This is a genomic window from Tissierella creatinophila DSM 6911 (assembly GCF_001940565.1).
In the GTDB taxonomy this organism is placed as follows: domain Bacteria; phylum Bacillota; class Clostridia; order Tissierellales; family Tissierellaceae; genus Tissierella_A; species Tissierella_A creatinophila.
Window position 1 is genome coordinate 1 of sequence record NZ_LTDM01000012.1, and the last position, 20312, is coordinate 20312.

A 20312-nucleotide genomic window follows, 5' to 3' on the forward strand; every position below is an offset into this window, starting at 1 on the left:
ATAATTATCTCGTCACCCCGAAGGGATCAAAGATAATTACTTCGCTCGACTTGCATGTGTTAGGCACGCCGCCAGCGTTCGTCCTGAGCCAGGATCAAACTCTCATTTAAAAGTTTGAAAATAGCTCTCGTTTATTTGCTGACTTGTTGCTTTTGTTTGACATTGACTGTCATGTTTTAAATCTTCAATTCAAAGTATCTCACACTATTTAATTATCAAATGTTCAGTGTTACTTTTTGTTGCTCTCTCGAGGCAACTTGTTTAGTATATCATTTTCAAGGAAGCTTGTCAACACTTTTTTTAAAATATTTTTTAAAGTTTGTTTTGACTTTTCTGTCGTGCCCCTTAGCCGACTCTTACTATCTTACTATCTTTTTAGTGATAAGTCAATAGTTTTTTAAAATCTTTTTTATTTCTTTTAAAACTCTGTTCAATCACTAGGTGACTGAGTAATAATAATACCATATTTTTATATATTATGTCAATACTCTTTTTAAAAAACTTTTATTAATATTAAAAATAGCCCATGAGGGCTATTTTAAATTCTTTATAGTATTAAGATTCTATAGGTTTCATAGTTGGAAATAATAATACATCTCTTATGCTTGGCTGATTTGTTAGTATTATAATCATTCTGTCTATTCCTATACCAAGTCCTCCTGTAGGAGGAAGTCCTACTTCTATTGCATTTATAAAATCAGTATCCATAGGATGTGCTTCATGGTCTCCTGATTCTTTTTGTTTAACTTGATCTTCAAATCTTTGTCTTTGGTCTATGGGATCATTTAACTCTGAAAAAGCATTTGCTATCTCCCAAGTATTTATAAAAGCTTCAAATCTATTAGTTTTTCTAGGATCATCTGGGTTCCTCTTAGATAAAGGAGAAACCTCTACAGGATGTCCTGTTACAAATGTAGGTTGTATTAAATGAGATTCACAAAACTCTTCAAACATTTCGGAAATTATATGTCCCCTTGTCATTTCATCTTTCACTTCAATACCTTTAGCTTTTGCAATCGCTCTAGCTTCTTCATCTGTATTTATTTCAGAAAAGTCTACTCCTACAAACTCTTTTATAGCATCTGCCATGTCAATTCTCTTCCATGGAGGAGTCAAGTCAAGATCTACACCTTGATAATTTATCTTTGTAGTTCCAAGTGTCTTTTCTGCTACATGAGCTATAAGTTCCTCTGTTAAAGTCATCATATCTTCATAATCAGCATAAGCTTCATAAATTTCTATATTTGTAAATTCAGGATTATGTTTAGGACTCATACCTTCATTTCTAAACATTCTTCCCATTTCATAAACCTTATCAAATCCTCCAACTATAAGCCTTTTTAGATATAGTTCATTTGCAATTCTCATATACATGTCTAAATCTAAGGCATTGTGATGAGTAGTAAATGGTCTAGCATTTGCTCCACCTGCTATAGTACTAAGTATAGGAGTTTCCACTTCTAAAAAATCTCTTTCATCTAAGTACTCTCTAACCGCTTTTAACATCTTAGATCTCAATATAAAGGTTTCTTTCACTTCTGGATTTACTATTAAATCTACATATCTTTGTCTATATCTTAAATCTTGATCTTTTAAACCATGAAACTTTTCAGGAAGTATTTGTAAGGATTTACTCATAATGGTTATTTCATTAGCTTTGATTGATATTTCACCCATTTTAGTTTTAAATACTTCTCCTTTAATGCCTACTATATCTCCTAAATCTAATAAATCTAAATCATTATATGTTTCTTCTCCTAATATATTAAACTTAGCAAATATTTGTATCCTGCCCTTACTATCTTGAAGATCTATAAAGCTTACCTTTCCATGACCTCTTCTAGACATTATTCTTCCGGATACAGTTACTTCTTTTTCTTCAAGCTCTTCAAAATTATCTTGTATATCACTGCTATAATGAGTGTTATTAAACTTTTCTACTAAAAATGGATTTTTACCCTTTTCTATTAGTTGGTTTAATTTTTCCCTTCTCATTAAAAGCATTTCATTTAAATCTTTAGTACTTTCCGACATCAAATTTCCTCCTTGGTTGATTCTTATCTTGTAATATCTAGTATTTCATATTCAATAATTCCATCTGGAACTGAAACTTTAACTACATCACCCTTTTTGCCACCAATTAAAGAGCCCCCTAGTGGAGATTCATTAGAAATTTTACCTTCAAATGGATCTGCCTCTGCTGAACCTACGATTATATAATCCATTTCTTCATCGTATTCTAAATCTTTTACTAATACTTTAGATCCTACACTAACTACATCAGTAGTTATTTCATCTTCATCTATCAATTTTGCATTTCTAAGCATACCTTCAATCTTTGCAATTCTCTCTTCTAATTGAGCTTGTTCATTTTTAGCTTGATCATATTCCGAGTTTTCACTAATATCGCCAAAACTTAAAGCAACTTTTATTCTAGCAGCAATCTCTTTTCTTCTTACAGACTTTGCTTCGTCTAATTCCTCTTCTAATTTATTTAAACCTTGTTCAGTTAAAAAGACATGTCTTTCTGTCATTAACTCCCTCTCCCTTTCTATTATGGATACTTAAGATCATCTATATTCTTTACACAACAACTTTAATTTCTCCATTAAAAATATAACGCTTTTAACCTTATATGCAGAATATTATAAACAAGCTAGGTCTATATGTCAAGATAATTCTATTTAGCATAGTTTTGTTTTACTTATATATTTCCCTTTAAACTTTTTTTACTCTTTATAAGAGCATCCAAAGTACAAAGTTTATCTCTACTATATATTTTACTAAATCTAGCTTTATCATTTCCTGTCAAGTTTTCATATACTGAAGATGCAAGTTCTCTTGGTAGTAGAAGACTTTTTACATCGATGATATCCTCTATATTTATATCCTCTATCAGTACACAGTTTTTTATATTCCTAAACTCATGGCTATTACTAAAATCAAAAACTATAGCATCCTTTTTTATCATTTTTAACTCTATGTCCATGTCTTTTTCAATATTTATTATTATACCATAGTTCTTTATAGATCTATCTATATCATTAACACTAAAAACAGATAATCCAGTTTCACTTAGAATCTCTTCAAATATAGTCTCTCCACCTTCAATATTAGGTAGAATAGATATAAATGGAAATTTTTCATAGATTATCATTATTATTTTAAAAATAATATCTTTATCTTTACATATAATCAAAACTTCTTCTTCTATTAAAAAGCTTTTTATTTTTAAGATTTCTTCTAATATAAAACTTATATTAGAAATTTTTAAATCTAATTCATCTGGAAAAATCAAATCTGTTTCAATTTCAATTCTTTTTTTAATATCTAAAGGCCATTTTTCTATTCCTTCCATATAGATATTTTTACTAGCTTCATCTTTTAATTTGTTTATATTGGATATAAATTTTTTAATATGATTTTCATTTCTATAATCTATAGGTTTTAAATTTATCCCTACTATTTTTCCCTTTAACTTATCTTCTACAATAATATCTTCAAGTATTTTAGTTTTAAACATTGGAGTAAATAAAGGGAAAATATATTTATAATTTTTCTCTTCTAAATATTCTTTATACCTTTGAGGGTTTATTATATATAACACCAATAAATACCACCTTCCACTTCACAGATGCTTTACATTTATATGTAAAAATATCTATTAGTATTCATATCTTTTTAATTTAGAAAATAGTTTTTCAAAAGTTCTTCTATTTCCTCCCTTTTTTCCATAGTATTAACCCGATTTTTTATTTCATTGGAATTTTTTAATCCCTTTAAATACCAAGCTATATGTTTTCGCATTTCCTTTATGGCCATTTTTTCACCCTTTAGCTTGCAAGATAAGTCCATATGTAGAAGTATAGTCTTTAGTATTTCATCATATGTTGGAGAATAATCTTTTTCTCCAGCTAAAAGGTTGTTTATCCCTTTAAATAAAAATGGATTTCCCATAACCCCTCTTCCTATGGCTACTGCATCACAAGCTGTATATTCCATTATCTTTATAGCATCAGAAGAATCAAATATATCTCCATTTCCTATAACTGGTATTTTTAATCTGCTTTTAATTTCTCCTATTATATCCCAATCAGCCTCTCCTGTATAATACATCTCTCTAGTTCTACCATGAACTGTTATGGCATCTATACCACTTTCTTCCGCCATCTTTGATATCTCTATCGCATTTATACTATCCTTATCCCATCCAGACCTTATCTTAATAGTTAATGGCTTTTTGGATACCTTTACACATTTTTCTAATATCTTAGATATAAGGTTTGGATCTTTCATAAGTGCTGAACCATCTCCATTTTTAACAATCTTAGGAGCAGGGCACCCCATATTTATATCTATTATATCTATTTCTTCTCTAAAATTTAAGTCGTTTTTTATTACATAACTCATAATATCTGGATCCGAACCAAATATTTGTAAAGAAACTGGTCTTTCATTTTCTCTTATAGTTGTAAGCATTTCTGTACCCTTATCCTTATAATATAACCCTTTAGCACTTACCATTTCTGTTACTACAAGACCAGCTCCCATCTCTTTGCAAATAAGTCTAAAGGCCAAATCTGTCACTCCAGCCATTGGTGAAAGAACAGTTTTATTTATTTCTATATCTTTTATTTTCATATCCAACCTCCATGCCAATAGGTAAGTGGAGCAAACCACTTACCTATTCCTTTCATATATAATCCTAAGTCCTTCTAGAGTTAATAAGCCATCTATGATGTCTATATATTTACTCGCATTAGAAATAAGACTAGAAAATCCTCCTGTAGCTATTACTTTTACATACTTTTCCTTATAATCCATTTCTCTTATCATTTTTTCTAAAATATAATCTATCATTCCAATATATCCATACACAAGACCTGACTGTATACTATTGACCGTATTTTTACCTATTACCTTTTCTGGCTTAGCTATTTCAACTTTAGGTAGTTTTGCGGTTCTTAAAAACAGTGCTTCAGAAGATATCTTTATACCAGGTGTTATAACTCCCCCTAGATAGCTTCCGTCAATTCCTACTGCATCAAATGTTATAGCAGTTCCTGAGTCTACAATTATAAGCGGACCTCCATATTTTTCATAGCCGGATATTGCATTTACTATCCTATCTGCTCCAACTTCTTTAGGATTATCATATTTTATATCTATGCCAGTTTTTATACCAGGGCCTACTACTATTGGTTCTATATTGAAGTATCTTCTACTCATAGTAGGCAGTGTATGCATAAGAGGAGGTACTACTGAGGATATAATTATATCTTTAACATCTTGTATTCTTAATCCATTAAATTTAAAAATCTGATCAAATAAAAGTCCATATTCATCTGAAGTTCTATCTTTATCACTTGTAATTCTCCAATTGTAAAGAAGTTCTTTGCCCCTATAAACTCCAAATACTATATTTGTATTTCCTACATCTATTACTAATAACATGTCTTCACCTTCAATTTTTCCCCTTTTGTAAAATATTTACTACAGTTGTTACTATTATAATAGCTATTATGGCCTCTGGGATTCCATTTGTAATACCAACCCCTATGATAGCCTTTCTAGTATTAGCAGCATTTAACCCTAATGCCAGCACAAATCTTTCAGCAAACAAAATATAAATTAAAAATAATACTCCCACAGTATTTGTAAGTGAACCTACTATTGCACTTATTATTATGTCTAAAGATTTTGTCTTTAAGCCTTTTCTAGTAAAATATATAATTAAGAGTATTATAATTATCAATACTATGTTGATTAAAATCATCCAAATATTATAAGAATGGCTCGCTAAAGCATTATAAATTCCATAACTTAGATAAATAATTATACTTGTCCATAACAAATATAATATATTTCTAGTATTTTTTAGCCCCATCTTTTTAAAACCCTTGTAAGTATAATAAGATGTTATTCCTATTAAGACTCTAGGAAGTACTGATACTAGTGGATTTAAAAAGGCAAATGAAATTACAGTTGGGTTTGTAATGTTTTGAAATAGGCTAAAGAGCCCAAATATAAGCCCCACCATAGCTCCAACTATTGGTCCTTGAGTAATACCACCTATTATAACAGGTATATGCATTATAGTAGCTCTTGTTGGCCCTATTGGAATAAATCCCAAAGGAGTTAACCCAAGTATTATTGATATAGCTCCAAGCACCCCTATGATTGTGATTCTTCTGACGTTAAATCTTTTTTTTCTTTTCACTTTAATCCCTCCGCTCTAGTTCATTAAGATACCAGTCGATTTTTTTATTGATTATCTATTTAAATAGTCTAGTTCTTTTAAAGATACTAGCTTAATATATAAAATTATAATTGTCATATCCTATATAGTCAATATAAACAAATTAAAGTTTTATATTTACATATAATTTATATAAAAAAAGGCAGGATTTCTCCATGCCTTTTAAAATTATTCTCTTTCTTCTTTATAATCCTTCTTTTCTTTCTCTTCAGTTTTTTCGAGATCTTCTTTTTTAAAACCTTCTTCTGCCTCTCTAAAATTATCTTTAGTTTCTTCGATAACATTATCTTTAGTTTCTTTGATAGTTTTTTCAGTTTCTTCTTTTTCATAATATCGTTTTGTCTTACTATATTCTCTATCAAATTCACCAGGTTCTAAAGGTCTTCCTAAGAATAGCTCTTCAAACTCTCTAGCATCTATTGTTTCTTTTTCAAGTAGTGCCTGAGCCACTCTTTCAAGTATATCCATATTATCTTTTAATAATCTTTCTGCTTTATTATAAGCTGTATCTATCAATTTTCTCATTTCACTATCAATAGTTGCAGCTACTTCTTCAGAGTAATTTTTACTTCTACCATAATCTCTTCCCAAGAATACCTCATCTTGATCTGAACCATAAGTCATAGGTCCTAGCTTATCATTCATTCCATAATGAGTTATCATCTGTCTAGCAATCTTAGTAGCTCTTTCAATATCATTTTGAGCACCAGTACTTATATCTTCAAGTACTAAGGCTTCACTCACTCTTCCTCCAAGTAAACTTACTAAATCATCTTCCATTTGTTTTTTAGTCATATAGTTTACATCATCTTCAGGGATATAAGCTGTGAATCCCCCTGCCATACCTCTTGGAATTATAGTTATCATATGAACTGGGTCTGTATTTGGAAGTAATCTTGAAACTACAGCATGACCTGCTTCGTGATAAGCGGTAAGTTTTCTTTCTTTTTCAGTTACAATCTTACTCTTTTTCTCAGGTCCGGCTTGAACCTTTATAGAAGCTTCTTCTACTAAATGCATGGGTATAGTTTTAAGATTAGCTCTAGCTGATAAGAGTGCAGCTTCGTTTAGTAGATTTTCCAGATCAGCTGGAGTAAATCCAGGAGTTCTTCTTGCTACTACACTAAGGTCTACATCTGAATCAAATGGCTTATCTTTGCTGTGTACTTCTAATATAGCTTCTCTTCCCCTAACATCAGGCAATCCTACATATATCTGTCTATCAAATCTACCCGGTCTTAAAAGTGCTGGGTCAAGTATATCAGGTCTATTAGTTGCAGCCATAAGAATAATGCCTTCATTTTTTCCAAACCCGTCCATTTCAACTAAAAGTTGATTTAGAGTTTGTTCTCTTTCATCATGGCCTCCGCCCATTCCTGCTCCTCTTTTTCTACCTACTGCATCAATTTCATCTATAAATATTATACAAGGGGCATTTTTCTTTGCATTTTCAAATAAATCTCTAACTCTGCTTGCTCCTACTCCTACAAACATTTCAACAAAATCAGAACCTGAAATAGTAAAAAATGGTACTTTGGCTTCTCCCGCTACTGCTCTACTTAGATAAGTTTTACCAGTACCTGGTGGCCCTACAAGTAACACTCCTTTAGGAATTCTAGCTCCGATTTCCACATATTTTTTAGGTCCTTTTAAAAAGTCTACTATTTCTTTTAGTTCTTCTTTTTCTTCTTCAAGACCTGCTACCTCTTCAAAACTTATGAGGTTACCCTCCTCTTCTTTATGCATCTTTGCCTTACTTTTACCAAAGCTCATGACTTTACCACCGCCACCGCCTTGAGATTGTTGCATAAATACAAACCAAAATATACCAAAAGCAAAAAGAAGTAAAAATGTTGGTAAAAGATTATAGTACCAAGGTTCTTTTGGTTCTGGTTCACCAATTAATCTTATTTCTTTGTTATCTACCTTTTCCTTTAAATAGTTAGCATAAAAATCTCTTCTAACCTCTTCTGGTAAAAAACTTGTAAACTTAGTTCCATCTTTAAGCTTTCCTTCTGCAGTTCCAACTGTTCTTCCTTGAATCGTTATACTCTCTACTTTATCGCTCTCTAAATTCTCAACAAGTTCTGTAACATCCATAGTCGTTACTTCATCTACATTTTGTTGCATAACTCTTACTCCAAACATAATAAGAATTAAGATGAGTAAATAAATGCTTAGCCCCCTAAAAATTCTCTTCAATCCTAGTCCTCCCTCCCTATATGGGTAGTTAATATTTTTTTATTATACCATATAGAAATTACTTATTCAATATCTCATCATTATACACTTCTTCTTTCAAAGCAGCAATATAAGGTAAATTCCTATACATCTCAGAAAAATCAAGACCATACCCCACTATAAACTCATTTGGAACTTCAAAGCCTAGATAATCCACTTTAACTTGTATATTTCTTCTACCTGGCTTATCTAGTAATGTAATTATCTTTACACTGTTTGCTCCACGTTTTTTCAAGTTATCTGTCAAATAAGAAAGTGTAAGTCCAGTGTCTATGATATCTTCTACTATAAGTATATCTTTACCCTCTACAGAATCATCCAAATCTTTTATTATCTTGACTTCCCCAGTAGAACGAGAAGATTTTCCGTAACTTGAAACACTCATAAAATCCATGTCTATAGGAAGATCTATCCTTTTGCAAAGTTCTGACATAAAGACGACAGCACCTTTTAATATTCCAACTACCATTAAATTCTTTTCTTTATAATCTTTTGTTATCTCTTTACCAAGTTCTTTAATTCTAACTGATACCTCTTCTTCTGAAATAAGTATCTCTTTAATATCATTTTTCATCATTTTCCTCCTTAGGTTTTAATCTTTTAACTTCTGCTTTCAAAACCTTTGTTGTATCTTTCGAAATTTTATACTTTTCGCTAGTTCTATATCCTATTACCCAAATAATGTTTTCTTCATCTACAAAGAGTGGAAGTTTCTCTCTTAAATCTCTAGGAATTTTTTCATCTATAAAATAATCTTTTAGTTTTTTTGTTCCCTTCATACCAAAAGGATTAAACCTATCTCCAAAATCTCTAGTTCTTATAAAGATACCACCTACTATCTTGGTATAATCAAAATACTTAATATTTTTTGAAGTTTTTTTAAAATCAATGTCTTTTCTCTCTACTATTTCTAAGTCTATTTCTAATCCATAGTCCTCTAAAATATTGTTCCCAATATTTAAATCATATATCTCCTTACTGATAGACTCTTCTTTATTAGATTTAACCTTAACTTTTTCTATTATTAAGTCTTTATAACTTACTCTAGCTATTATACCACTTGGTAAGTTTATCACCTTGCCTGTTTCTTCTCTATCAAAGACTTCTACTACTAAAGATATATGGACTTCTTCTATGCCTTGGAGAGTATCGATTAAATCTAATATGGTTTTTCTGATTATTCTCCTTTTTATAGCTTTATCTTGCATTTTAAAACCTTCATAATTAAGTATTATACAGGTATCATCTTTTTTTTTAATTATAGAATTATATTTCTTAATACTATATTCTTCTAAAAACCCACTGTCTAAAGAAGCGTTTTCTGAAAGTCTATAGAGAGTATCTACTATATTTGGATTAAAGTTTTTTTCTATATATGGTATAAGTTCTATTCTTATTTTGTTTCTAGTATATATTGACTCTAAATTTGTCTTATCAAGCACTGTTGGAATTTTTCTATCTTCTATATATTTTTCTATCTCACATCTATCTATGTTTAGCAGTGGTCTTATAATATCTCCAGTTTGAAAGTCCATACCTTTAAGTCCATCAACTCCTGTACCCCTCATAATTCTCATAAGAAGAGTTTCAGCTTGGTCTTTTTTATTATGTGCTACTGCTATTTTACCAGATCCTTGTGCTTTAATTATCTCTCTAAAAAAACCATATCTAAGTTTCCGCCCTGCTTCTTCTGCTGTTATTCCTTCTTTCTTAGCTATTCCTACCATATCTACCCTAGTAGCGAAAAATGGTAAGTTTAAATTGTTAGCGACTTCCTTTACAAACATCTCATCTCTTAAAGCTTCATCTCCTCTAACTCCATGATTTACATGTGCTATTAAAATATTAAAGTAAATCTTCTTTCTAATCTCTATAAGCAAATATAATAAAGCCATAGAATCTGGTCCTCCAGATAAACCAAGAACTATATTATCATCTTTTTCTATTATATTGTATTTATCTATTGTCTTCAATACCTTTTCTTCCAAGTCTTTTCACCACTTTGTTTTTTAATATGATAAGTATAAAGTATACTTTTTCCTTAAAAAAGTCAAATACATTAAAATATAGGGAGCAAAATCTCCCTATACATTTTTCCATATCTTTGTTGCTATGATTGTCATATCATCTTGAGGATTATCTTTTCCTACAAATTGAGCTATATTAAGTATCTCATTTATAATCGTTTTAGGATTTAAAGAATCAATTGCCCCTATACAATCTTTCATCCACTTTTCTTGGTCTTTTTCTCTTCTATTACTTTCTATAAGACCATCACTCATCATTATAACTATATCTCCATCTTGCAATTCTTCTTCATATATATTTAAATGAATATCTTCTAATATCCCTATTGGTAGAGAACTAGAATTTATTACCTTTACTTCTTTTCCTCTTTTTATAAAAGTAGCTGGACATCCATTTTTAATAATTTGTAATTTACCCGTATATAAATCTATAAAGCTTAAATCAAGAGTGGTGAATATTTCATCTGTAGATTTTGCTCTTAATACTGAGTTTAAAGTCTTTATAATAAGATTTTTATCCATATTTATATCCATAAGTTTTTCTAAAAGTTCTATAGCTATACTGCTTTCTTTATGAGCTTTTTTACCTATTCCCATACCATCACTAATAGCAGAAAAGTGGATATTCTCTCTTTCTCCAAATGTGTAGCTATCTCCACATATCTCATCTTCAGAATTAGAGGATTTAGAGATAGTTGTTAGAGAGTTGAATCTTTTTTTCCTTACTAATTTAAAACTCCTTTTGTCTCCATTTAAGTTTCCAAGTGTATAGTCTGTACTTAGTGGAAAACCTAAATTTTTAGTAACTTCTTTTCTTACTGCCTCTATAGTTTCAAATGATTCTATATTTGAAGCCATCTCTACTAGTACTTCTTTTTCTCCTTTTTGCAGCTCTATGACAGATAAACTTGCAATATCCATTCTCTTATTTTTTAATTCTTTTAAGATAAGCTCTTCTAGTTCTTCATTGAATATAGGTGTAGAGTAGAAGTCATTTCCCATATCATTTATTATCTTACTCAAGTTTTCCATCTGTTCTGCTAAAAGTTTTCTATGTTCTAAGTGTTTTATATTAAAACTTTTATTTTCTTTAAACTCAGAATAGATTTCCATGATATTTTCTATTAAGCTATCCTTATTCTCACATTCCTCAATACTATGAAACACTTTTTCTTTATCTTCACCATTGCCTAGTTTATTGACTAAGTTCAAAATATTATAATAGGTATTATAATAATCAGTTCCCCAACACTTTCCACTACTTGGGCATCCTTCGCAAGTTTTTTTAGATATGTCATCTATTAGACTATATACTTCAACAGAAGGATACTCTACCTCTTCATCTATAGATCTATTTAAAACTTCTGCCAAACCCTTGAAGAGACTTTCCATTTCATTTAATCTTTTTATAGCTATTTCATCCTTCTTATTTTCATAATACTTTTTAATATGAGAAGTTTTTATAAAATAGTCTTCTAAATCTATTTTTATAAATTTAGATGCTATTAAAAACATAATAGAAGCAATAAATAGTTCTCTATAATCTAAGAAACTTGTACCAAGTGAATTTATATAAAAGCTTATAATTCCATTTCCAAGAATAAAACCTAATATAGAACCGGATTTACCCAGATCTCTAAAGAGTCCAGCAAGAAGTCCTCCTGCAGCTAAAATTGATATTATAAATGGCATTTCTGTATTAGATATAAAAGCTATCATCCCTATTATTACACCACTTGTTACACCCATTAAGATTCCACTATAATAGCTAAAATAAATTATAGTCATTATACTTAAAATGTTTTTAAGTGAAACTCCTAATATTTCCATATTATTAAAACCAGATAATACTAAGGCCATAGTTATAAAGGTACATGCAAGTTTTTCTTTATTAGCCTTATCCATATACATCTTTTCAATTGGCAAACTAAAAGAAAATATATAGGAGAGAGTAAAAACTAATACACTTTCAAATCCAATCACAAACATATTATATAATAATACCTTTTCAAACAATATAAATGTCAAAATTCTTATACTTAAAAAGATCTGACTTAATATAAATGAAGACTTTAATAGAGTGTATTCTTTTTCTCTTAAAATGTTTGTAAAAATATAGTAGCTTATAATAGCTATTATATAATATGGTGATCCAGAAAATCCATGAATTGTAAACATTCCAAATATAACACTTATAAGTAATGCTGCATTTGCTCTTTTCATTAAAAGATAAGTTCCCAAAAATGCAATTCCAAAAGGGGTTAATTCATTTAATATGCTTACTCTACTTATAAAAAAGCCGATAAAAACCAACATGATATCATTTAATCCAACTTCCAAATCCCTTTTCTTAGTTACCGATTCCATCCTAATCACTTATACCACTCCTTACGATTTTGTTGTTGAGTCTATCATAGCAAAAAACAATTTATTATTTTGTCATTTAATCGTAGTCTTTTTAGTGAAACAAGTGATAAATATACCTTTCTTTAAGTTTAAATTAAAAATAAAACTTAATGCTTTAATATTTTACCTTAAGCTTATAACATGGGAATTTACTGACTTCAAAGCCTTAAAGCAATCTTTGTCCTTTAAATGTAATTTTATGACAGATAAAAAAAGATAAAAAACTATAAATTTATAGCTTTTTATCTTTTTCATTATCTAAATATCTTTTCTTGCTTTTATAGTACTTCTTTTAGGTTCTCTTGATTTTAATTGATCCATTTTATCATTACTATCCTTTAAAAAATAATTTAGTTTATCTTCAAAAGACATATTTTTTTGTACATCTTCAGTTTTGTCCCAATCTATTTCAACAGGTTTTTTAGTCTTAGGTTTTGCTTGCCTAATAGAAAGACTGATTTTACCATCTGTCGTTATAGAAAGTACCTTCACCCTAACCTTTTCATTTCTTTTTAAGTAATCTCCTACTTTCTCCACATAGTCATGGGATATTTCTGAAATATGAACTAAACCATTTTTTCCCTCTGGCAACTGAACAAATGCACCAAAATTTGTAATGCCAGTTACAGTGCCTTCAATTATTTCTCCAACAGATACAGGCATAGATAAATAATTCCTCCTTAATAATATTTTCAATTTTAGTATATATTAGAAACCCTTTAATGTCAATCTCTTGGCTTATTAAAAAAGTTAAAAACAGTATTTTTAAATCGCCCTCTGTCAATATATATTACTTCATTAGGTTTTACCATTCCAAGTTCTTCCCTGGCTACATTTTCTAAAAATTCAATACTACCTCTTTTTTCAATTTGTTTATTTAGTTCTTCTATATCTTCTTGAAGAACAGTTATATCTTGTTCTACTTCTTTTTCTTTAGCTCTTAAATCTTTCTTTAATTTGTTTTGATTTATAACTATTATAGAAATATATATTATAAGAAACAACATCATAAAATGACGTAATTTTATTTTCCTTTTGTTTTTCTTCTTAATCATAATTATCCCACCAATTTGAGTTTTATGTTTATAGTTTATTTTTTTTTAGAAATAATCTTTAAATACTTTTTAGTTTCATGCAGAAAACTAGAAAACATTTTTTTGTTTTTATCTTTTCCTTTTTTAAATATATTGACTGTAGCTCTAAAAGGATATGATATTATTTCAATTATCTCACTAATAAAGTAAAATATCAACTCGAAAGTTTTAAATATGATAGGAAAAATAAAATATGATAATATTTTAAGATAAAAAAATGCACCAATTATAAATCCTATAAAGACAAATGCCCTAAATACTCCATTTAAATATCTTAATAAAAAGATAAATACTACAAAAGTTATAATTACCCATAATAGCAAATCTTCTACAATCCCTAAAACTTTTTTAGGTTTGAAAATCTTCCTCATAGCCCTATAGGCATCATATAATAGCCCTAAAACAATGCCTTGGTTTATAGAAAACAAAAAAATATAAAGTTCTTTAGATGAATCTATATCTATCATAAAGAATCCTCCATCTATTTAAAAAGTCTTTCTAAGAGATTTTTGGGGGCTCCTTCTTTACTTATATATGTTAAGCTATTAATAGTACCTGAGATTTTAAGAGACCCATCATCTAAATTCAACTTACTTATATTTAAATTTTCTCCTTTTATATTTAATCCTCCCTTTATTGTAGAGAGAATTATGGTAGTATCATTGTAACTATCTACATTGTTTACCCCTGTAATATTTAATCGCTCTCTATCTTGTAAAGTAATATTTTGTGGCTTTAGACTTAATTTATTTTCACTCATACTATCACTCCTCTTCATAATAATATTTATGAAAACAAAAGAGCTTTTATGACAAAAGCTCTAATCTAATATTTTATATAAATTTGTTGCTTCACTTTTTTGGACATTCTCTTTTATCTCTAGTATTTGAAATGATTTGCTACCGTTTCCAAAGTTAATGGTAACCTCATCTAATACTTTAACTTCATCTCCCGGTTTAGCTGTTTTGCCATTTATAGTAACTTTACCTTGTTCACATGCTTCTTTTGCTATAGTTCTTCTTTTTATGATTCTAGAATTTTTCAAGAATTTATCAATTCTCATAACTCCCTCTCCTTTGAAAAACAAAAATCAGGTCTAAGACCTGATTTTAAAAATCTACTTTTTGTTTACAGTTTCTTTTAAAGATTTACCAGCTTTGAAAACAGGAGCATTAGATGCTGGTATTTGAATTACTTCTTCAGGATCTCTTGGATTTCTACCTTCTCTAGCTTTTCTTTGTCTAACTTCAAATGTACCAAATCCAACAAGTTGAACTTTTTCTCCATTTTCTAATGCTTCCTCCACTGATTTTATAAAACCATTTAGAGCAGCTTCTGCATCTTTCTTAGTAAGTTCACTCTTATCTGCCATACTTGCTATTAATTCAGCTTTGTTCATTATAAATTCCTCCTTATAATAATTGTTTATACTATTGTTACATTTTAATAAACATTTAATAATTTTACAACTAAAATTTATTTTTTTTAGCTAAACTCCATAAACTTTCCATTTCTTCTAGAGTCAAATCTTCTAATTTGACATTTTGCTCTAAGCATTCTTTTTCCATAAATTTAAATCTATTTATAAACTTATTATTAGATTTATTCATAGCAACTTCCGGATCTATTTTTAAAAATCTAGCTAAATTTACTATAGAGAAAAACAAATCTCCTATTTCTTCTTCTTGTCTTTCCCAGTTTTCTTCCAAAGAGTCTATAACTTCTAATACTTCGTTATATTCTTCTTCTATTTTTTCTAAAGCACCTTTTATATCTGTCCAATCAAATCCAACTTTAGCAGCAACTTGTTGAATTTTTAAGCCTTTCATTAAAGATGGTAGACTAGAAATATTATCTAGTTTTTCTCCTATGGTTTTAAATCCTCGTTGTAAATCCTTTAGTCTATCCCAATTATATACTACTTCCTCTGAATTTACCACCTTTTCATTTAAAAAAATATGTGGATGTCTATAGATTAATTTATTTGCTAAAGAAGTTGTTATGTCTATTATATTAAATTCTCCCTCATCAAAAGCTATTTCTGCATGGAATATTACTTGTAAAAGAACATCCCCTAGTTCTTCCATAAGAGAATCTATATCACCTTTATCTATTGCATCTACTACTTCATAGGCCTCTTCAATGATACATTTTCTCAAGGAGCTATGAGTTTGTTTTATATCCCATTGGCAACCATCCTCTCCTCTAAGTCTTTTCATTATGTTTGTAATATCATTAAAATCGAAGATGTTTTTCTTTTCTTTTTCTATTCTAGGAATGTATATACTTGTTAAATACCCAATATCTTCAAACCTATCCAATGAATATATAGGTGTATTGTTTACCTTTTCTTGTCCTTTTATTCCTGCACTATCTACTATAAAAATATTGTATTCATCCCCATATATCTCTGATAGAATTAACTTTATTTCAGATATTATTCTTTTGTTATAAACTTGGGTTATTATCATATCTGTATTTATGTCAATCATAGAAAAGTCAAATACTGTTCCATCAACTATCTTAAGTCCATTTATAGGATCTCTCTTAACACTCATTATAAGAGGATCTATAAAACTCATACCTGTAATTATTTCTATATCTTCTTCTCGCTCTAGCAATATTTCTACTGTTCTTTCTGCAACTAATGGATTTCCGGGAACAAAGTAGTTTATATTTTCGCCCTTTAACGCTTCTTCCACTAGAGAGTCAACTATTGTTTCATATACATCTTGAAATTCTTCTTTAGTTTCATATAAATAATCAAAAGATTTATAAAGAATATCATTATCTTTAAAATATTTTATCGTAGGATGATTTTCAGTCCTTAAAAAATTTTTATTTTCATTATGAATTCTATTAATTGCTCCAAGCGTTAAATCCTCTATGCTTCCTGGTCCAAGTCCTATTACATAAATTTTAGCCATTTTATTTTTCTCCTTATTCTTTTGTTTTTGATTTTACTTTTTTTAAAACTTTTTCTGACTTAGGTATAAAGCTCAAATCATCTTCTGTTATAGTCTTTGTAATTATAAGTAATAATATATAAGTAAAAGCACCTATTAAAATAGATATAACTGTTGTAAGTCTACTATTTAATATTCTAAATAAAAAACTATAGGACAATGAAGTTATAACTGCCATACTTAATGCACATATAAATGGTTTTAAAAACACATCTTTATATCTTAATTTTATTTTAAATCTTTTTATAAGTATTATTAAATCTAAAATTGCAGCTGTAGCAAAAGCTGCTACAGTACTTATAGCTGCTCCCTTTATATTTACACTAGGAATAGATGTCAATACAAAAGTTAAAATCACCTTTAAACCAGCTCCTATAATCAAATTTATAACTGGTATTAAGGGTTTTCCTAATCCTTGAAGTATAGAAGTTAATGTCTGAGTAATAGTTAAAAATATGACTCCAAACGAAAGAACTTTGAGTATTTCTCCTGTGTTTCTTATAACTTCATCTGTATTGTTGAAAAACAAAAGTTCTATTATAGGCTTAGCCAGAACAAAGAGTCCAAAAGCACAAGGTAATCCTAAAAGAAGAGTTATTCTGATACCAGAACCTATAGTTCTTTGAACCTCTCTTTTATTATTTCTTGCATATGAAGAGGCGATAGCAGGGACTAAGCTTATTCCTATTGCCATAGAAAACACTTGAGGTAAGTTTATAAGTGTTTGAGCATATCCTTTTAACTGTCCGTACATATCATTTGCCATTTCTTTACTATAGTTTATAGCCTGAAGTCTTTTAAGTACAATCCCTGCATCTATAGTATCCATTATAGGAACAATGGCAGATCCTATTGTTATTGGAATTGCTATGATCATTAAATCATAGAGAATATCATTTAATGGATATTCTTTTTCTGAGGGATTTAACTTTATTTCTTCTTTGATTGTTCCTATCTTCCTTAAAAATATAAAGATTATAATAACACACCCAAAGAACGCACCTATAGAACCTGCAAAGGATGCTCCTCCAGCTGCTATAGGTATTCCCTTGTCTAAAAGGTAGATGGTTAAAAATAAGCCACCAGATACTCTTAGAAGTTGTTCTACTATCTGAGAAATCGCAGTAGGAAACATATTTGACTGTCCTTGAAAGAAGCCTCTAAAAGCTGACATTATAGGTACAAAAAAGAGTGCTGGAGCAAGAGATATAAGAGAATAATATGCATTTTCATTTTCAAGGGATTTTACTATGTCTTTTGCTTTAAAAGTTAAAAATAAAAAAGAAAAAATGCCTCCAAATGTAAGAAGAGTTAAAGCAATTTTAAATACTCTAAATGCACCTTTAAAATCTCCAATTGCTCTTTTTTCAGAGACAAGTTTTGCTATTGCTACGGGAAATCCTGCAGTTGCTATTGTAAGCATAAGTGTATAAAATGGATGGGCAGTAGAATAATAACCCATGCCTTCTGACTTTATAATATTACCTATTGGTATTCTATAAAGAGCTCCAAGTATTTTTACTATTACTCCAGCTATACTTAAAACAATCGCACCCTTTACAAAATTATTATTCTTGCTCATATATTTACCCCCACTTCTTACTCTACTAAAATAGTATATCATAATTAAAATATACTCTAAAGAAGAATAAAAAATACCTACTTGAAAGTAGGTATTAATGTTCTAATTGTTTGGCTAAAAACTTTGAAGCAGTTTCTAGTAATACTTTTTCTAAATTCCCCATGGTCTTCTCTTTGTCTTTAGAGAGTAAAATTAGGGAGCCAATAGGGTCTCCTTGCATTACAATGGGACAAACAACCTGTGCTGTATATACTTCTGGACTCTCATCTTCATATAAAAGTTTTATAGGAAGATTTTTTTCGTCAGTTATAAAAGTATCTCTAGATTCTACTATCTTTTCTAAATCTGGACTAATCCTCTTTTCTAAAAACTCTTTTTTTGAACCACCAGAAATTGCTATAACATTATCTCTATCTGTTATAATAGAAATATAACTTGTATTTTCATTAAGAGATTCACAATACTCATTAGCAAATTCAGTTAATTCTCCAATAGGAGAGTATTTTTTAAGTATAACTTGACCTTCTCTATCGGTAAATATTTCAAGAGGATCACCCTCTCTTATTCTTAAAGTTCTTCTAATTTCTTTTGGTACAACAACTCTTCCTAAATCATCTATTCTACGAACTATTCCTGTAGCTTTCAAATTAATCCTCCTTCTAAGAGTAAATATAGTAAACTTATTGTTCACTAAATGGAAGATTTTATTCGTATTTTATAAAACTTGCTAAATTTATTTCTTTTCTTTATCTTTATTCTCTTTTTTTACATAATTTTTTATCTTTGCATCATCTTGTAATTTTTTAATATATTCATCATATTTGTTTTCTTTTATATATGGTGTAAGGTCAGACTTCAACGCTTTAAAAGTATCTTTTCTCTCTTCTAATTCTACTATATGATAACCTATTTCAGTATGGATTAAAGGACTTAATTCTCCTTCTTTTAATCCAAATACAACTTTATCAAATTCTTCTGGATAATATCCTCTAGAAAAATATCCAGATTCTCCACCAGCTAATGGAGTGCTTGTGTCTTGAGAGTTTTCTATTGCTAGTTTTTTAAAATCTTCACCATTTTTTAGCTTCTCTAAGATTTCATTACCTTTTTCTTCTGTCTCAACCAATATATGTCTAGCCTTTAAAATTATTAACTTTTCTTTATTTTCATTAAAAAACTTTTCTGCGTCTTTATCCTCTAGATTGAATTTTTCAATAAAATTTTCTTTATGTTTTTGTGCTAGTAGTTGCTTTTTAATATAATTTCTAAAATAGTCTTTATCTATTCCGGAATCTTTTATAAATTCATTTAACTTTTCTTCTCCACCCATGCCTTCTTTTATATTATTTATCTGAGTATCTATTTCTTCCTCAGTTGCTTCTATCTTATTTTTCTTAGCATCTTGAAGAATTACTCTTTCTATTATTAGCTTACTTAAAACACTATCTTTAAGACTGTCTTTATATATTTTCCCATCTGGGCCTACTTGGTCCAAAACTCCTTCTCCTAATTGTTTTTGAACTAGATTAGCTTCAATACTATATTCTCTATCCAAAGTTTCTTTTTTTATATCCTCTTTATTTACAGTTGCAACTACTCCTTCAGGTGCTTTATTAGTGCATCCATTTATTATAATAGACATTGCTATAATCGTAAATATAAAGAGTAAACCTTTTCTTTTAAGTTTGTGCAATTAAAACATCCTTTCTTTTGTTTAACTTGTACTTCTTTTATTTA

Annotated in this window: 20 protein-coding genes and 1 rRNA gene; all 21 read right to left on the reverse strand. The window is 29.1% G+C overall.

Going from position 1 to position 20312, the window contains the following annotated elements; translation table 11 throughout:
* Positions 1–110: ribosomal RNA gene (locus TICRE_RS04815) — 16S ribosomal RNA — on the reverse strand; the annotation flags it as partial.
* Positions 111–555: 445 nt separating this feature from the next.
* Positions 556–2034 carry a lysine--tRNA ligase gene (gene lysS, locus TICRE_RS04820; RefSeq protein ID WP_075725719.1) on the reverse strand — a complete coding sequence of 493 codons (1479 nt, stop codon included), beginning with the start codon at positions 2032–2034 and terminating at the stop codon, positions 556–558.
* A 23-nt stretch (positions 2035–2057) separates the two neighbouring features.
* The gene (gene greA, locus TICRE_RS04825) at positions 2058–2534 is read right to left on the reverse strand and encodes a transcription elongation factor GreA (protein ID WP_075725722.1); all 477 of its coding nucleotides are present in this window, start codon (positions 2532–2534) and stop codon (positions 2058–2060) included.
* 170 nt (positions 2535–2704) lie between these two features.
* The gene (locus TICRE_RS04830; protein ID WP_075725724.1) at positions 2705–3607 is read right to left on the reverse strand and encodes a hypothetical protein; all 903 of its coding nucleotides are present in this window, start codon (positions 3605–3607) and stop codon (positions 2705–2707) included.
* A 74-nt stretch (positions 3608–3681) separates the two neighbouring features.
* Entirely contained in the window at positions 3682–4641 is a 960-nt protein-coding gene (dusB, locus tag TICRE_RS04835; RefSeq protein WP_075725726.1) for a tRNA dihydrouridine synthase DusB, read from the reverse strand.
* 39 nt (positions 4642–4680) lie between these two features.
* The gene (locus TICRE_RS04840) at positions 4681–5454 is read right to left on the reverse strand and encodes a type III pantothenate kinase (protein WP_075725728.1); all 774 of its coding nucleotides are present in this window, start codon (positions 5452–5454) and stop codon (positions 4681–4683) included.
* A 10-nt stretch (positions 5455–5464) separates the two neighbouring features.
* Positions 5465–6220 (reverse strand): ECF transporter S component, encoded by a 756-nt coding sequence (locus TICRE_RS04845; RefSeq protein ID WP_075725729.1) that lies wholly within the window; start codon positions 6218–6220, stop codon positions 5465–5467.
* Between the two features lie 207 nt (positions 6221–6427).
* Positions 6428–8461, reverse strand: coding sequence for an ATP-dependent zinc metalloprotease FtsH (ftsH, locus tag TICRE_RS04850; protein WP_075725731.1), 2034 nt, complete (start codon positions 8459–8461; stop codon positions 6428–6430).
* Between the two features lie 58 nt (positions 8462–8519).
* Positions 8520–9074 (reverse strand): hypoxanthine phosphoribosyltransferase, encoded by a 555-nt coding sequence (hpt, locus tag TICRE_RS04855; protein WP_075725733.1) that lies wholly within the window; start codon positions 9072–9074, stop codon positions 8520–8522.
* Entirely contained in the window at positions 9064–10473 is a 1410-nt protein-coding gene (tilS, locus tag TICRE_RS04860; RefSeq protein ID WP_233120148.1) for a tRNA lysidine(34) synthetase TilS, read from the reverse strand. The genes hpt and tilS overlap by 11 nt, the downstream gene beginning before the upstream one ends.
* Positions 10474–10584: 111 nt before the next feature.
* Positions 10585–12894 carry a stage II sporulation protein E gene (spoIIE, locus tag TICRE_RS04865; protein ID WP_233120149.1) on the reverse strand — a complete coding sequence of 770 codons (2310 nt, stop codon included), beginning with the start codon at positions 12892–12894 and terminating at the stop codon, positions 10585–10587.
* Positions 12895–13191: 297 nt separating this feature from the next.
* On the reverse strand, positions 13192–13596 hold the full coding sequence (locus TICRE_RS04870; RefSeq protein WP_075725739.1) for a S1 RNA-binding domain-containing protein: 405 nt from the start codon (positions 13594–13596) through the stop codon (positions 13192–13194).
* Between the two features lie 62 nt (positions 13597–13658).
* The gene (locus TICRE_RS04875) at positions 13659–13988 is read right to left on the reverse strand and encodes an FtsB family cell division protein (RefSeq protein WP_075725741.1); all 330 of its coding nucleotides are present in this window, start codon (positions 13986–13988) and stop codon (positions 13659–13661) included.
* Positions 13989–14023: 35 nt separating this feature from the next.
* Entirely contained in the window at positions 14024–14494 is a 471-nt protein-coding gene (gene yabQ / locus TICRE_RS04880) for a spore cortex biosynthesis protein YabQ (RefSeq protein WP_075725743.1), read from the reverse strand.
* Between the two features lie 14 nt (positions 14495–14508).
* Positions 14509–14787: a sporulation protein YabP gene (yabP, locus tag TICRE_RS04885; protein WP_075725745.1), complete on the reverse strand. Its 279-nt coding sequence runs from the start codon at positions 14785–14787 to the stop codon at positions 14509–14511.
* A 60-nt stretch (positions 14788–14847) separates the two neighbouring features.
* Complete coding sequence (locus TICRE_RS04890) at positions 14848–15090, reverse strand: RNA-binding S4 domain-containing protein (protein WP_075725747.1); 243 nt, start codon at positions 15088–15090, stop codon at positions 14848–14850.
* A 54-nt stretch (positions 15091–15144) separates the two neighbouring features.
* Positions 15145–15426: an HU family DNA-binding protein gene (locus TICRE_RS04895; protein ID WP_075725749.1), complete on the reverse strand. Its 282-nt coding sequence runs from the start codon at positions 15424–15426 to the stop codon at positions 15145–15147.
* Positions 15427–15496: 70 nt separating this feature from the next.
* A complete protein-coding gene (gene yabN / locus TICRE_RS04900; protein WP_075725751.1) occupies positions 15497–16954 on the reverse strand; it encodes a bifunctional methyltransferase/pyrophosphohydrolase YabN in 1458 nt (485 codons plus the stop codon).
* Positions 16955–16967: 13 nt separating this feature from the next.
* Positions 16968–18575 (reverse strand): putative polysaccharide biosynthesis protein, encoded by a 1608-nt coding sequence (locus TICRE_RS04905; RefSeq protein WP_075725753.1) that lies wholly within the window; start codon positions 18573–18575, stop codon positions 16968–16970.
* 94 nt (positions 18576–18669) lie between these two features.
* Positions 18670–19221 carry a stage V sporulation protein T gene (spoVT, locus tag TICRE_RS04910; RefSeq protein ID WP_075725755.1) on the reverse strand — a complete coding sequence of 184 codons (552 nt, stop codon included), beginning with the start codon at positions 19219–19221 and terminating at the stop codon, positions 18670–18672.
* Positions 19222–19308: 87 nt separating this feature from the next.
* Positions 19309–20268 carry a SurA N-terminal domain-containing protein gene (locus tag TICRE_RS04915; RefSeq protein ID WP_075725757.1) on the reverse strand — a complete coding sequence of 320 codons (960 nt, stop codon included), beginning with the start codon at positions 20266–20268 and terminating at the stop codon, positions 19309–19311.
* Positions 20269–20312: the final 44 nt, after the last annotated feature.